General features: G+C 35.4%; 6 protein-coding genes. 5 read left to right on the top strand and 1 reads right to left on the bottom strand.

The features are described from left to right. The first annotated feature begins 1 nt into the window (after position 1). Positions 2-667 (top strand): 3-oxoacid CoA-transferase subunit B, encoded by a 666-nt coding sequence (locus KPL50_RS03660; RefSeq protein WP_216297085.1) that lies wholly within the window; start codon positions 2-4, stop codon positions 665-667. 130 nt (positions 668-797) lie between these two features. On the opposite strand, the gene KPL50_RS03655 is transcribed toward KPL50_RS03660, so the two are convergent. After that, the gene (locus KPL50_RS03655; protein WP_216297084.1) at positions 798-2144 is read right to left on the bottom strand and encodes a TIGR00366 family protein; all 1347 of its coding nucleotides are present in this window, start codon (positions 2142-2144) and stop codon (positions 798-800) included. A 467-nt stretch (positions 2145-2611) separates the two neighbouring features. On the opposite strand from KPL50_RS03655, the gene KPL50_RS03650 reads away from it, so the two are divergent. From KPL50_RS03650 to KPL50_RS03635, 4 genes are read left to right on the top strand one after another with little or no spacing between them, the layout of a single operon-like run. Further along, a complete protein-coding gene (locus tag KPL50_RS03650) occupies positions 2612-6421 on the top strand; it encodes a PD-(D/E)XK nuclease family protein (RefSeq protein WP_216297083.1) in 3810 nt (1269 codons plus the stop codon). Continuing rightward, the gene (gene addA, locus KPL50_RS03645; protein ID WP_216297082.1) at positions 6421-10389 is read left to right on the top strand and encodes a helicase-exonuclease AddAB subunit AddA; all 3969 of its coding nucleotides are present in this window, start codon (positions 6421-6423) and stop codon (positions 10387-10389) included. Before KPL50_RS03650 ends, addA begins: the two co-directional genes overlap by 1 nt. Before the next feature lie 25 nt (positions 10390-10414). Next, positions 10415-11662: an exonuclease SbcCD subunit D gene (locus KPL50_RS03640; protein ID WP_216297081.1), complete on the top strand. Its 1248-nt coding sequence runs from the start codon at positions 10415-10417 to the stop codon at positions 11660-11662. Next, the gene (locus KPL50_RS03635; RefSeq protein ID WP_216297080.1) at positions 11649-15278 is read left to right on the top strand and encodes an AAA family ATPase; all 3630 of its coding nucleotides are present in this window, start codon (positions 11649-11651) and stop codon (positions 15276-15278) included. The genes KPL50_RS03640 and KPL50_RS03635 overlap by 14 nt, the downstream gene beginning before the upstream one ends. Positions 15279-15744: the final 466 nt, after the last annotated feature.

Genomic DNA, 15744 nt, shown 5'->3' with positions numbered 1-15744 from the left:
TATGATTACAGATAGTAAGCTTGCAAAACAAATCATTGCAAAAAGAATCGGTAAAGAATTAAAAGATGGGCAACTTGTTAATTTAGGCATAGGTCTTCCAACATTGGTTACAAATTATATTCCAGAAGGTGTCCATGTTACTTTCCAATCAGAAAATGGCATGGTTGGAATGGGAGCAACTCCGCTAAAGGAAGAGGAAAACAATGATGTAACTAACGCAGGTGGTCAATGCTCTACAATACTTCCTGGTGGAGCATACTTTGACAGCGCAATGTCTTTCATCTTAATAAGAGGCGGACATGTTGACATGACTGTTCTTGGAGCACTAGAAGTAGATCAAGAAGGCAATTTAGCTAATTGGATTGTACCAGGCAAAATGGTTCCTGGTATGGGTGGAGCAATGGATTTAGTAGTAGGAGCTAAAAAGGTTATTATTGCAATGCAACATACAGCAAAAGGAATTCCTAAAATATTAAAGAAATGTACCTTACCACTAACCGCAAAAGCGCAAGTTAACCTTATAGTTACGGAACTTGGAGTAATGGAAGTTACGGACACGGGGCTTGTACTTATTGAAATTCATAAAGACACAACAGTTGAAGAAGTTAAATCACTTACGGGTGCAGAACTCATCATATCAGAAAATCTAAAAATAATGGATGTATAGATAATAAATTATACCTAAAAGGCGGATTCCTTGGAATCCGCCTTTTAGGTTCAGAAGAAAAAAGAGATGTCCCCCTCTAGAAATTACTTTCTAGAGGGGGACATCCTCATAACTATTAAAATAAAACCTTCTAAAAAAAGAATAATCCGAGTCCAATAATAACACCGGAGTATAATAAATCAACTATACAAAAACCCATTACGTCCTTAGCATTGAGTCCTGCAATTCCAAGAGCAGGTAATGCCCAGAAAGGTTGAATCATGTTAGTCCATGCGTCTCCCCAAGCAATAGCCATAGCAGTTTTTGCAGCAGGTACACCAAGGGCTGCACCAGCAGGCATCATAATAGGAGCTTGTACAGCCCATTGCCCACCACCAGATGGTACAAAGAAGTTAACAAGTCCTGCACTTAAGAAAGTGAATAGTGGGAAGGTACGTTGGTTAGATATACTAACGAAAGAAGTAGACATAACTCCTGCAAGAGAAATTCCTGAAACGCTTGTACCTACCATCATCCCCATAATACCTGCGTAGAATGGGAATTGAAGTATAATCCCAGCAGCTCCCTTAGCAGCATCTGTTATTGCAGCAACAAACCTTCTAGGGGTTCCATGAAGAGCAACTCCAAGGAATAAGAAGATAGCATTAACAATGTTTAAGTCGAGGCTACCACCTTTAACGAAATAATAAATAATATAACTAAAGCCCATAAGTGCCAGTAGCATTGAGATAATAGTGCTATTCTCAAGTTTATCAGCAGGAGTCATTGATTCCTTAGATATTATAACCACTGGTTCATCCACCAAGAGCTTTGGATCTATAGTAACGGTATTAGCCTTATCAGGATGCATTGCTTTGTTTATAAGAGGTAATGTTACTAAAAGTACACCTAATATAATTAAATTAAAACCTGAAAATAATGTAGTACTGGTTGGTATAGCTGTAGTGACAACGCCTGCAGTAGCTTTTACTACGTCAGGACCACCTGCAGCGACTACTAGTGGTATAGAACCGGAAAGCCCAGCATGCCATACTAAAAAGCCTGAATAAGCAGAAGCTATTAAAAGCCTATAATCTACACCTTTAACTTCTTTAGCCAGTTCTTTCGCAAAAATAGCTCCAATAACTAGTCCAAAACCCCAGTTAATCCAACAAGCTATAGTAGAAATAAGAGTAACAAGAACAATCGCTTGAGTTGGTGATTTAGGTATTTTAGCAAGGGTTTTAAGACCCTTTTTAAAAGATGGTGCATTGGCAAGCGCATGGCCTGTAACTAATACTAATGCCATTTGCATTGAAAATGCCAGCAATGTCCACAAGCCTTTACTCCAGTGAATAGTCATGGCTAAAGGACTTTGACCAGTAAGAACTACACCTAAAACCAATACAAAAAAGGTTAGAAGTACAGCAAATATGAATGGGTCTGGCAAATACTTTTGGACAATATTAACACAACCTTTTGTAAATTTTTTAAACATTAGATTCCTCTCCTTTGTATATTTAGTTTTTAGAAACGTTATAAAGTCACATAGACAAATATAATATGTTAGTACTCGAAAGTAATGATTCTGATTTATGTTTTTTTACATTTGTATTACTATAATAATAAATTATAGTAATACAAATGTTATTGAAAATAATAAAAAAATTTAACCTATAATGTGAATTTATAATATAACTAATATCCTTATTATATACCTCGAAACTACTTCATGCCTGTTTGTGAAAAATTTATTTATCTAATGAAGAAGGACATTGTTAAAGACTGTCCCCAGCATATACTTCACATGTTATAATATAAGGATAACCGCTAGAGAAAAGATATTTATTATGGTAAAATTATACATGATGTAAGATATAGAGGCAATTATAATAAATAACAAGCAGTAAGCTTGTTATTTATTTTCATATTGCTTAAAGTATAAAAAAGAAGGGATGTGTTTTTGTGAGTTTAAGATTTATTTATGGAGGAGCTGGAAGAGGGAAAAGTACGTTCTGCCTCGCGGATATAAAGCAAAGGCAAGTAGAAGAGTGTGAAAAACCACTAGTACTTTTAGTTCCAGAACAATTCTCCTTTCAAGCTGAAAAAAATCTTATAAAAGTAGTTGGATCCACAGGAATAAAAAACGTCCAAGTGCTTAGTTTTAATAGGTTAGCTTACAAAGTATTTAGTGAAGTTGGAGGCATAAATCTTAAAGCTATAGATGCCTCAGGAAAAGCAATGCTTATTCACAGCATAATGCAAAAGAAACAAGAGGGATTCAAGGTATTTAGTGCAGCGTCCAGGCAAAAAGGCTTTGTAGATAACGTAGCTAGTGCCATTACAGAGTTTAAAAAATATGGAATCTCTGTGGAAGATTTAAATATGGTAAAAGAAAAATTAGGGGAAACCCCTTTGTTAATAGATAAAATAACTGATTTATCCCTTATATATGGAGAATTTGATAATATTTTAAATCAGAACTACGCGGACCCAGATGACGATTTGACCCGTTTATATAGTGCCCTTGATGAATGTAATATTTTTGATGGTTCAGAGTTTTGGCTAGATGAGTTTACGGGCTTTACACCACAGCAATTTGGAATAATAGAAAAACTATTTAAAAAGGCTAAAAGGGTAAATATAACCCTGCCACTAAAAAGCTCCGAGCATTCAAAAGGTATGGAAGAATCTGATGCTTTTTATTCTATAAAATCTACAGAAGATAAGCTTTTAAAAATAGCTGAAGAAACTGGAACTAGCATAGAAAAAGCTATAGAACTACAAACCAATAAAAATCATAAATTTAAAGATAATGCACAACTTTCTTTTCTTGAGAAAAATTACTTCGCCTTCCCCTACACTCCATCCACCGAAAAGTGTGAAAATATAAAGGTGTTTAAAGGGTTAAATGCCTATTCTGAAATAGAGCATGTGGCAAAGGATATCTTAAGAATTTGCCGAGATGAAAACATAAGATTTAATAAAATAGCAGTAGTAACTAGAGATTTACCAGCCTATGAAAAGTTAATTAAAGCAATCTTTACAGAATATAACATTCCCTTATTTATAGATAAGAAAAAAGATATTACAAGTAATCCTTTAATTGTATTAATAACATCCACCGTTGAGATCTTCACTAAGAATTTTAGTTATGAATCAGTGTTTAGGTATCTCAAAACAGGCCTATTAGATATTGAGATCGAGTGTATAGATATACTAGAAAACTTCGTACTAGAAACAGGCATAAAGGGCAAGAAAAAATGGACAGAAGCCACGCTATGGCAAGAGAAAATAGAATATTATTTTAGAGATTACTATGACCGAAAAGCAGCGGAAATGGAGCTGCAAAAGACCATGGAAAATGGTGGATATGAGGGAAATCAGCAATCTAAAGAAAATGGACAACCTGAGGGAAATCAGCAACTTGAAGAAAATACAGCATCTGGGGAAAGGCAAAAGCACCTAGAATATCAAAAGCTAGAAGTAAATAATGAAAACCCAGAACCAAGCATTGAAAACCCAAGAGCCTACGAAGAAGTGGAAGCTGAAAAAATAGAAGCTACCATCAAAATTCTAAATGATACAAGAGATACTTTCATAAAGCCACTACTAGCCTTAAATGAAAAATTAAAAGGTAAAAACACCACAATAAAAATTTGCACTGCCCTATTTGAATTCCTGGAGTGCATAAAGGTATATAAAACTCTAGAAGGGTGGATAGAGAATTTTAAAAATGATGGTGCCCAAGAGCAGGTAACAGAGTACGGCAAAATATGGAACCTAGTTATGGAACTACTAGATCAGATGGTAGAGGTCCTAGGTAGTGAATGCCTATCCCTTGAGGAGTTTGTAAAAATCCTATCCATGGGCTTTAGCAAACATCAAATGGGACTTATCCCACCAGCACTAGATGGAGTTTCCATCACAAGCCTGGATCGGATAAAAAGTCACGACATAAGTGCCTTATACATTATAGGTGTAAATGATGGAGTCTTCCCAAAGGCCAATAAGGAAGAGGGAATATTTACAGACAGTGACAGATTAATCTTAAAAGAAAAGGGAGTAGAATTGGCCAATGACACAAAAACGGAAGTGTTCAATGAGCAGTATTTAATCTATGCTACAATAACTATCCCAAGTAAATATTTAAATATAAGTTATCCCTTGGGAGATTACGAAGGCAAAACTCTAAGACCTTCTATTATAATATCTAGATTTAAAGCCTTATTTAAAGGGCTTATAGAACAAAGCAGTTTAACGGAATATATTGACGATATTCATGAGATGCAAGGCATACAGGATATGCAAGAAGCTCATGAACTTTCAGAGGTATGTGCCAAAGTTCCCACCTTTAATGGCTTAATCTTTGCTCTTAGAAAATATTTAGAGGAGGGGTATATATCCCCACTTTGGGTTAAAGTTTATAAGTGGTACCAAAAACAAATAGAATGGAAAGAAAAGAGCGACAGCATGTTTCAAGGGTTCGACTATAAGAATGAAGTAAAGATGTTGGAAAAAGAAAAAGTAAAACTACTTTATGGAGATAAAAACTATTTTAGCGTATCTAGAATAGAAAAATATGAAGAGTGTCCCTTTGCATATTTTGTGCAATATGGATTAAAAGCAAAGGAAAGAAAAACTTTTACCTTTTCTTCCCCGGATCTAGGTAGTTTTATGCACAGTGTCCTTGATAATTTTTCAAAGCTTGTGGATAAAAGTGAACTAAAATGGGCAGATCTTGATAAAAATTGGTGCGAGACAAGTATCTCAACCATTGTAGAAACAGAAGCAGATCAAGGGGCAAGTGGGTATGTACTAAACAGTACTCCTAGGTATAAGTACTTTACAGAGAGATTGAAAAGAGTTTTAAAGCGAACCATCTTTGTCATAGTTGAGCAGATGAAAAATAGTGGCTTTGAACCTTTTGGCTATGAAGTATCCTTTGGCTTTAATGAGGGAGATTATCCACCAATCCAAGTAGAACTATCCACAGGAGAAATCGTGAATTTGGTGGGCAGAATAGATAGGGTAGATAAGTTAATAACTGAAGGCGAAGAATTCTACAGAATAATAGATTATAAATCCGGCAATAAGGATTTTAAACTATCCGATGTATATTACGGACTTCAAATACAGCTATTGACCTATTTAGACGCCATGCTTACCAATGAAACCGAACTTTCAAAGGAGCCAATTTTCCCAGCGGGTATACTATATTTTAAAATAGATGATCCAGTAATAAAAGCTAAAAATAATTTAGATGAAGAGGAACTGGAAAAAGCTATAATGAAGGCTTTGAAAATGAAGGGGCTACTGCTAGCAGATACTAAAATAATTAGAGAAATGGATAGAAATATTCAAGGTGCCTCTCTAGTTGTTCCAGCCTCTATTAAAAAAGATGGAGAATTAGGCTCAAGATCATCGGTAGCAACAAAAGAGCAATTTGATATGTTGCTAAAACATGTTAAGGAAAACTTAATAAGTACCTGTGAGGAAATGTTAAGTGGGGAAATAGACATAAAACCCTACAAGAAAAAGGATATGACTCCTTGTGCTTATTGTGAATACTCAGCTATTTGTCAATTTGATCCTACATTAAAGGAAAATACCTATAAGATAATAAAGGATAAAAAGGACCAGGAAATTTGGGAAATCTTAAGTAATGAATTTGATATATCGAGTGGAGAGATAAATCCTGGAGCTGAAAAGGAATCACATGGCCAGGCGCAGTTAAATAATGCAAATGCCCAAGAGACGGGAGGTAAAGAATAATGGAAAAGGATACAGGCGGAATTGTGCAAGTGGAAAAAAAGGTTTCATGGACGCAGGATCAACAAAAGGCTATATTAACTCGTGACTGCAATATTCTAGTAGCCGCAGCTGCGGGTTCCGGAAAAACTGCAGTGCTAGTTGAAAGAATAATAAAAATAGTTACGGATGAAGAGAGACCAACAGATATAGACAAGCTCTTAGTAGTTACCTTTACAAATGCAGCTGCATCGGAAATGAGAGAGAGAATAGCGCAAGCAATCTCAAAGGAGCTGCGTATTAATCCACAAAGTAAGCTATTGCAAAGACAGCTTACACTATTAAATAAATCTAGCATTACAACTATTCACTCCTTTTGTCTTGAGGTTATTAGAAGTAATTTTCATATAGTAGATTTAGACCCTAATTTTCGTATAGCGGACACAACAGAAGCCGTACTTTTAAAACAGGAAGCCCTAGAAGAGCTTTTTGAAGAAAGATACGTGTCCATTGCAGAAGAGGAGAACAATCAAGAATCAGAGAAAAACCTAGAAGAAAATAGCAGCCGAGCCTTAGAGCAGGACCCTAGTTTTGAAAAATTAGCTGCAACATCTAGCTTTTTAAGCCTAGAGGAAGCGCCTAGCTTTATCAAGCTAGTCGAAGCCTACAGTAATAATAAAGAAGACTTAGGCCTCCAAACCATAGTTCTTAGCCTTTATAATTTTGCCATGAGTTCTACAGATCCAACAAAGTGGCTACTAAATGCGGCGGAGGATTTTAACATTAAAGAAGGTTACAGCCTTAGCGATACCCCTTGGGCAACGGTTTTAATGGAAGATATAAAAATAGAGCTGCAAGGTATTGAAAAAGTAATGATAAAGGCATTGAAAATTGTAGAGGGTAGCGTTGCTATAGCATTGTATAATGAAGTTTTTATAGCTGATTTAGCCATAATTTCAGATCTTTTATCTGCATCTAAAAATTCTTTTGAGCAATTGGCAGGGACTATAGAAATATTGAACTTCCAAAAGCTACCTACAATAAGGGGCTGCGAGGATAAAGAAAAACAAAAGTCAGTTCAGGAGATAAGAAATAAGGTAAAAAAACAATTACAAGAGCTATCCCAGCAGGTAATGGGCGCAAATTCAGAAACAGCTCTTGAAGATATTAAAAAACTATACCCACAAATGATGGCGCTATCACAGCTAGTTATAGATTTGCAGGAAAAATACACACAAAAGAAAAAAGAACGGTCAATTATAGATTTCAACGACTTTGAACATTTTTGCCTTGATATTTTAATGGAAAAAGACAAGCAAGGAGAAATAGTATTAGATTCTGATGGAAAACCACAACCTTCTCCTGTAGCGGTACAACTAAGAAATAAATACGAAGAAATTTTGATAGATGAATATCAGGATAGCAACATGGTTCAGGAAACCTTACTCAATATAATTTCAAGAGAAAAAATAGGGGCTCCAAATGTATTTATGGTAGGAGATGTAAAACAGAGCATATATAGATTTAGGCAGGCAAGACCAGAGCTTTTTCTAGGTAAATATAGTTCCTATTCCAAAGAAGATGGTGCAAAAACCAGAAAAATAACACTATACAAAAATTTTAGAAGCAGAGAACCAGTTATAAATGCTGTAAACTATATCTTCAAAGGAATAATGTGTAAAAACATTGGAGATCTTGACTACACAGATGAAGAAGCACTAAATTTAGGAGCATTTTTTGAAGAGCTCAAGGAGCCGGGAGTAGCAGGTGGACCTGTGGAGCTACATCTTATTGAAAAGGAGGTCATGGATATCACGCAGGAAAATGAAGACTCTGAAGAGGAAAATGGTTCAGAGGGCGAGGAACTAGTCAAAAGCTCTGAGGAAGAAACCCCTACAAATATTCAGTTAGAAGCTAGAATTGTGGCTAAAAGAATAAAAGAATTAATGCTACATGAGGGTGACCAGGCTTTTAAAATTTATGATAAAAACATTAAAAATTATAGAAACGTGGATTATAAGGATATTGTAATATTACTTCGTGCTACCTCAAATTGGGCACCTTCATTTTTAGAAGAGCTAAAGCTGGTCGGTATACCAGTTTATGCAGATACAGGCACAGGATACTTTAACACCTTAGAAATTCAAATAATCATGAGTCTTCTTCAAATTATAGATAACCCAAGACAGGATATCCCTATGCTTTCAGTACTACGTTCCCCAATAGGTGGATTTACCCCAGAGGAGTTAGTAGACATAAGAATAGGTCAAAGGGAAATCTCTTTTTATGAGGCTATGCTAAATTATATACACGACGAGGAAACAAAGCACAAAGAGGAAAACGCCTCCATAACCCAAAAACTCACTAAATTCCTAGAAAGATTAAACCACTTTAGAAGAATCTGCAAGTATATGCCCATTGATGAATTTATCTGGTATTTATACACAGACACTGGCTATTACGGTTATATAGGAGCCATGCCAGGGGGAATCCAAAGGCAGGCAAATTTAAGAGTGCTTTTTCAAAGAGCTAGGCAATATGAAGAAACTAGCTATAAGGGATTATTTAATTTTATAAATTTTATAAATAAGCTAAAAATAAGCAGTGGAGACATGGGTAGCGCTAAAACTCTGGGGGAAAATGAAAACGTAGTTAGAATAATGAGCATTCATAAAAGTAAGGGGTTAGAATTCCCAGTAGTATTTCTAAGTGGTACAGGAAAAAACTTTAACCTCATGGACATAAATAAGAGTATATTATTCCATCATGATTTAGGCTACGGTCCAGATTTTGTAGACCCAATAAGAAGAATATCTTACCCTACAGTTCTAAAACAGGCACTAAGAAAGAAAATAAAGATAGAAAGCCTTTCAGAGGAAATGAGAGTGCTATACGTAGCCTTTACAAGAGCAAAGGAAAAGCTAATAATTACTGGGTCAATGAAAAATATAGAGAAAAACATAGGAAGAATGAGCTTTAGTTTAGAAGAAAACACTGAAAAACTTGGAGAATACGAAATTTTAAAAGCTAAAAGCTATTTAGATTGGATTGTGCCATCCGTAATAAGGCATCCAGATGGAAAAATGCTAAGAGAACTAATCGGAATAGAAGACGATAACGTAAACCTACTAGATCATCCCTCTAGCTGGCAAGTTAGGTTTTGGAATAGAGATGACATAGTAATATCACAAGAGGAGCAGGAAGAAGCCCTTGTGAGTACGCAGGAAAAGTTAACAAGGCTTCAGGAAAAAGTCACAGATGAGAAGTACCTTGCGGAGATAGAAAAAAGGCTAGGGTTTGTTTATAAATACGAAATGTCCACAAAAATGCCTACAGTACTTACAGTAACTGAGCTAAAAAGGAAATTCAATGTAGAGCTTACAGAAGGAACCTCAGAAAATATGTATGTACCTAGACTTATAAGCAAGCCCAAATTTTTAGAAGAAATAAAGGGGTTAACACCAGCAGAAAAAGGAACCGCCATGCACTCAGTGGTGCAAAGATTAGATTTAAATAAGGTGGCAAACACAAGTGAGATAGAGGCGCAAATCCAAATTTATGTTGAAAAGCTATTAATGTCAAAGGAAGAGGCCAAAGCCGTACGGGCCGAAAAACTAGTAAAGTTATTTAATACAGAGCTTGGAGCTCGGATGGTAAAGGCCTATAGGCTGGATCTATTAAAAAGAGAAGTTCCTTTTCATATGGAAATTAACTCAACAGATATATATAAAAATCTGGACAGCGACATATATGGAGAAGAAAAAATAATGCTTCAAGGGATTATTGATTGTTATTTTGAGGAAGATGGAGAAATAATCCTAGTAGATTATAAAACGGACTCAGTAAAAAATGGAGATGCGAGTGCTTTAGTAGAGAGATATAAGTCTCAGCTGGATTATTATGCTAGGGCCCTTAAGGCTACTCTTGGAAAAACAGTTAAAGAGAGCTACCTATATTTATTTAGTATAGATGAAGCCGTAGAAGTTAAATAGAGTTCTTAGGAAAGGGGAGAATAAAATGAGAATACTTCATACCTCTGATTGGCATCTGGGAAAGACCTTAGAGCAATACAGTAGGCTAGAGGAGCAGGAAGAATTTCTAGAGGAATTTATAGAAATAGTGGAAAAAAATAATATAGATTTAGTGCTTATAGCTGGAGATATCTATGACAATGGCAATCCTCCCGCAAAGGCAGAAACTATGTTTTATAGTACTCTTAAGAGAATCACAAGTAGTGGTAAAACAGCAGTGCTTGTAGTTGCAGGCAATCATGACAATCCAGAGAGGCTAGTTGCAGCTAGTCCCCTTGCTTATAAACATGGAACGATACTACTGGGGGAACCAAAAAGCGCAGCAAGAAAAGGCGGCTTTGGAGAATACAATGCTGAAAACAAATGCGATTTCGAAATAATAGAAAGTGGAGAGTGTTATTTAGAGCTTAGTATAAGAGGGGAGAAGGCAGTTATTATAACACTGCCCTACCCAAGTGAAAAAAGGCTTAACGAAGTGCTTTCAATGGGTCTAACTGATGAAGATAGGCAAAAAAGCTATTCTGATAGAATAGGACAACTATTTGAAGTATTATCCACTAAATATAGAGATGATACCATAAATTTAGCAGTATCTCACCTCTATGTTATGGGTGGAGAAGAAAGTGGATCAGAGAGAAGTATACAACTGGGGGGGAGTCTTTCAGTTTCTCCACTTAAATTTCCGGAAAATGCCCAATATTCAGCTCTCGGACATCTTCATAGACCACAAAAGGTACCAGGAACTAAGGGGAAAATAAGATATTCCGGGTCCCCAATTCAATATAGCAAAAGTGAAATAAATTATAGTAAGGGAGCATATCTAGTAGAGGTTAAAGCTGGTGGCGAAGCCGAAATATCACAGATAATGTTCAGAAACTATAAGCCCATAGAAGTTTGGAAATGTAACAGTGTGGAAGAGGCCTTAGAAAAATGTATAGCAGAAAGCGAGAGAAACATTTGGGTATACCTTGAAATAAAGACCAAAGAGATAATTAGTACAGAACACATAAAGGAAATGAAACGCAATCGCCGTGACATAGTTTCCATACAGCCAATACTAGAAGGCGAGCAGCGGGAAGAAGATTTAGCTGAAAGCCTAAGGGAAAAATCCATGGAAGAATTATTTAAAGAATATTTTATAAAGGAAAAAGCAGGACTCGAGCCTTCAAAAGAATTAATGGAATTATTCTTAAGTATAGCAATAGAGGGGGAAGCAGAAAATGAAACCAGTTAATCTTAAAATAAAGGGCCTCAATTCCTTTGTAGAAGAGCAAACTATAGAATTTTCAAAGCTTACAGAAAAAGGACTTTTCGGTATCTTCGGTCCTACAGCTAGTGGTAAATCCACCATCTTAGATGGTATAACCATAGCTCTTTATGGAAAAGTATCCAGAGATACTAAGGAGTTTGTAAACACAGAAACCAATGTGGTAGAAATAAGCTACGACTTTGAAATAGGGGTAGGAAAAACTCGAAAGCTATATAGAGCAGAAAGATGTATTAAGAGATTAAAAACTGGATACTTCAAAACTGCCTATGCAAGACTTATAGAAATAAACAAGGAAAACGCAGAAGCAAACAAGGTGCTAGCAGAAGGACCAAAGGATGTAGAAGAGAACATTATAGATATTATAGGACTAAAAGTTGAAGATTTTACTAGGTCTGTAGTACTACCTCAAGGTAAGTTCAATGAATTCTTAAAACTTTCAGGAAAAGATAGAAGAAATATGCTAGAGAGAATATTTGCCTTAGAAAAATACGGCACAAAGCTCTATGAGAAAATAAGAACAATTAGAAATGAAAACATAAAAACTAAAAATGAGCTTGATGGAGAAATGAAGGGCTATGAAAATGTAGGGGAAGAAGCACATAAGGTATTAGAAGCTTCACTATCCGACTTAAAAAAAGAAGAAAAGGACCTCAGAACTGAGAAAAGTACAATAGACAAACAATATGAAGAATATAAAACCCTATGGGAGCTACAAGAAGAAAAAAGCCAGTATGTAAAAAAGGTAACCCAGTTAAAGCTTCAGGAAGAAGAAATAAAAAATAAAAGTGACAAATTTACAAAAGGAAGCGCAGCACTAAATGTAAAACCCTTTATTGACAATGTAGATGAGATTAAAGAGTCTTTAGTCATAAATAAAGCAACCTTCCAAAAACTAAACAATGATTTCATATCCCTAAGTGAAAAGCTAAATAAAACAAAAATCTCCTATGAGGGAGCCTTAAATAATAAAAACAATAAACTTCCTATTTTAATTGAAAAGGAAGTAAGCCTTAAGCAAGCTATAACTATTGAAGAAAAAATAAACTATCTAGCAAAGGAAAAAGATATTCTTTTAGAACAATATAAAAAACTTATGATAAATATAAATGAAAAGAATTTAAATTATAATCTGCTAGAAACAAATAAATCAGAAACAGAAAATAAACTAAAAATTACAGAAGAACGCCTAAATGAAATAGAAATACTTCCAGAATATAGGGAAAAACTGCAAAATACCTACAATCTTGAGCTAGAAGTTTTAGCTATGGTGAAAAATGTAGAAGGGCTTAAAAATAAAGAGGAATCCTCCCAAAAAGCCATACAAATAACGGATGCACGTCATAGTGAAGCATTATTACTTCAGAAAAATAGTGGGAATAAATTAGTGGTTTTAGGGGGAAAAAATGAAATTCTAGCGAATAATTTCCCGGGAGATAATAATTTGTTGTTAGACAAGCAGAATGCTTATAGCACACTTCGGGATACTTTAGAAAAAGCTGTAGAAAACCAAAAAATATTAGAAGAACTCCGAAGAAAATATACAATTATTAACATTGAAAGTGAAAAAGTTAGCTCAGATTTAAAAAACAGGTCACAAACTATAGAAATGGCAAAAGCTCAGCTTAAAACCATAGAAACTGAGATAAAAGACATAGAACTAGGTGGCATGGCAGCAGTTTTAGCTTCTAATATAAGACCAGGGGACCTCTGCCCAGTATGTGGATCGGAGCATCATACGCATTTAGCCCAGGTAATAATAAACACAGACTTAGAAGAAAAGAAAAAACTAAAGCAAAGTGTAGAGCTAAACTTAGAAAAACACTCTAAAGAACTTCAAAAAGATCAAATCAAAGCTGCAGAGCTTTTAAGAGATGCACAGCATATAAATAACAGTCTTTCAGAAGTATCTGAAAAACTACGTGACATAAATATGGAAGAGCTACAAGAGCAGAAGAACCTAAGTGAAAAGGGATTACTTCAGTTTAGAGCAAACACAGAATCCTACAATAAGCAAAAAACTGAGCTAGACTTAGCATTAGTTGTACTTCAAGATGAAAAAAGTAAAGTGGATTTGGAGGAAGCAAGACTGTCAGAGGGTTTAAAAAAGGAAAAAGAAGTGCTAATAGCAATAATTGTAGAGCTATCTATTGCCACAGAAAGACTAAAGATACTCCAAGACAAGTACATTCTTTTGAAAGAAGACTTGCTAATGGAGGAATTCTTGTCCAGGCAAGAACTCTCCCTTAAGCAAGATCAAAGTGGCGGGATATCATCAGTATCTATAAGTGAAAAAATAGTGCAGCTTAAAGCTACAGATAATGAAGTGACAAAACTGTCTACCATAGCTAAAAAATATAGAGTAGAGCTAGTTTTATTAGAAAAGCAAAGGTGGGAAGTAGACAAAAGCTTAAAGGAACTTACCACCTCAAAAACAGAAATAGAAACCAGCGGCAAGGAAAAAAAGGCGGAAATAAAACGTTTGACTATTCAAATTGTGGAACTTTGTGGAATCAAGCCTTCAATGGACCCAGCACTAGATTACACACCTAAAGTTGAAATAGAAAAGGTAAGAGATGAAATAAAAAGCATAACTTTGAATGAGGCAAATTTAAAAGAAGTTTTAGAAAGAGAAAATATAGAAAAGCAAAATGTGGAAACTCAGAAAACCAGTGAAGAAAAGGAAAGTAAAATGCTTTTAAAGCTACTCGCTACAGGAGAAGAAAAATTAAAAATTGTTTTAAGTGAAAATTCCTTCCAAAATAGTGAAATAGCTATTCACTATTTAATTACAAAACAAGCATTGCTGATTTTGGATGGTGAAATAAAACAGTACGAAGAGGTACTACGTAGAGTTTTAGATAATTTGCAAAGAGTAGAAACCCTTCTTCGCGGAAAAGAGATAGACCCTATTTTATGGGAAGGGCTAAAAGAAAAAAGGCAAGTATTACAAAATGTATTAGAAGAAAAAAATAAAGCGATAGGTGCTGAAAATCGTGAACTTGAGGAAATGGAAAGAAAACTAAAAGAGTTTGCAGCACTTATAATAAAGCGCAGCGAAGTAGATCATATGCTAGGCCTTTTAAGAGAGCTTGACACCTTAATTCAAGGGAATAAATTTGTGGAATATGTAGCCATGAAGCAACTTAAATATATATCATTGGAAGCCTCAAAACGCCTAAAGGAAATAACAAGGGGGCGTTATGCCTTAGAGCTTGACTCTGATGGAGCTTTTATAATGAGGGATGATTTCAATGGAGGAACAAGACGTGAAACCAACACCTTATCCGGTGGAGAAACCTTCTTAACCTCATTATGTCTTGCGCTGGCACTATCCTCACAAATTCAATTAAAAGGTAGTGCTCCACTAGAATTCTTCTTCCTAGATGAAGGGTTTGGAACTTTAGACACGGATCTATTAGAAATAGTAATGAATTCACTTGAGAAGCTTCATTCAAGTACGCTTTCTGTGGGAATAATAAGTCACGTGGAGGAGCTTAAGAGTAGGGTTCCTATAAAACTAATAGTAACGCCGGCAGAGCAGGGACAGGGTGGGAGCAAAGTAAAGCTGGAGTATACGTAGAATAATTCTCCTACGTGCCTTGCAATAAGTGCTTGAAACGTGAAATTGCATTAAGAAATTCTAATCTTTTGCAAAAATAAAATTCTCTACCGCTCACACTCGGCGTCCTGCCTCGGGTTCCCTAGCCTGCCGTCCTGGCCAGGCTTACGAGAATTTTATTTTCGCAAAAGAAGAATTTCTAAATGCAATTTCAATGTTTCTGCGCCTCTTATTGCAAGTCACTTCGGAGAGATTTCACAACCAAAGCCCCCCCATCAATGGCCAAAGACCCCGAGGCATGTGAGCGTTCGAATGGAATTTCGATAACCCGCCCAAAATCTTTTAGCCGATAGGCTGTGTTTGCCATGTATTATATAGGAGAAATGAAAACAATAAATCCCCCAATGGAATTTCATTTAATGCATTGGGGAATTATTGTTAAAGACAAGCATTTAATATATAATAAAAGCACTAGAATTCAATTGGA

It is taken from the genome of Clostridium sp. CF012 (genome assembly GCF_018861755.1).
Classification (GTDB): Bacteria; Bacillota; Clostridia; order Clostridiales; family Clostridiaceae; genus Clostridium_AD.
Note: the sequence above shows the minus strand (reverse complement) of the source record. Positions and strands in the feature narration are given on the sequence as shown.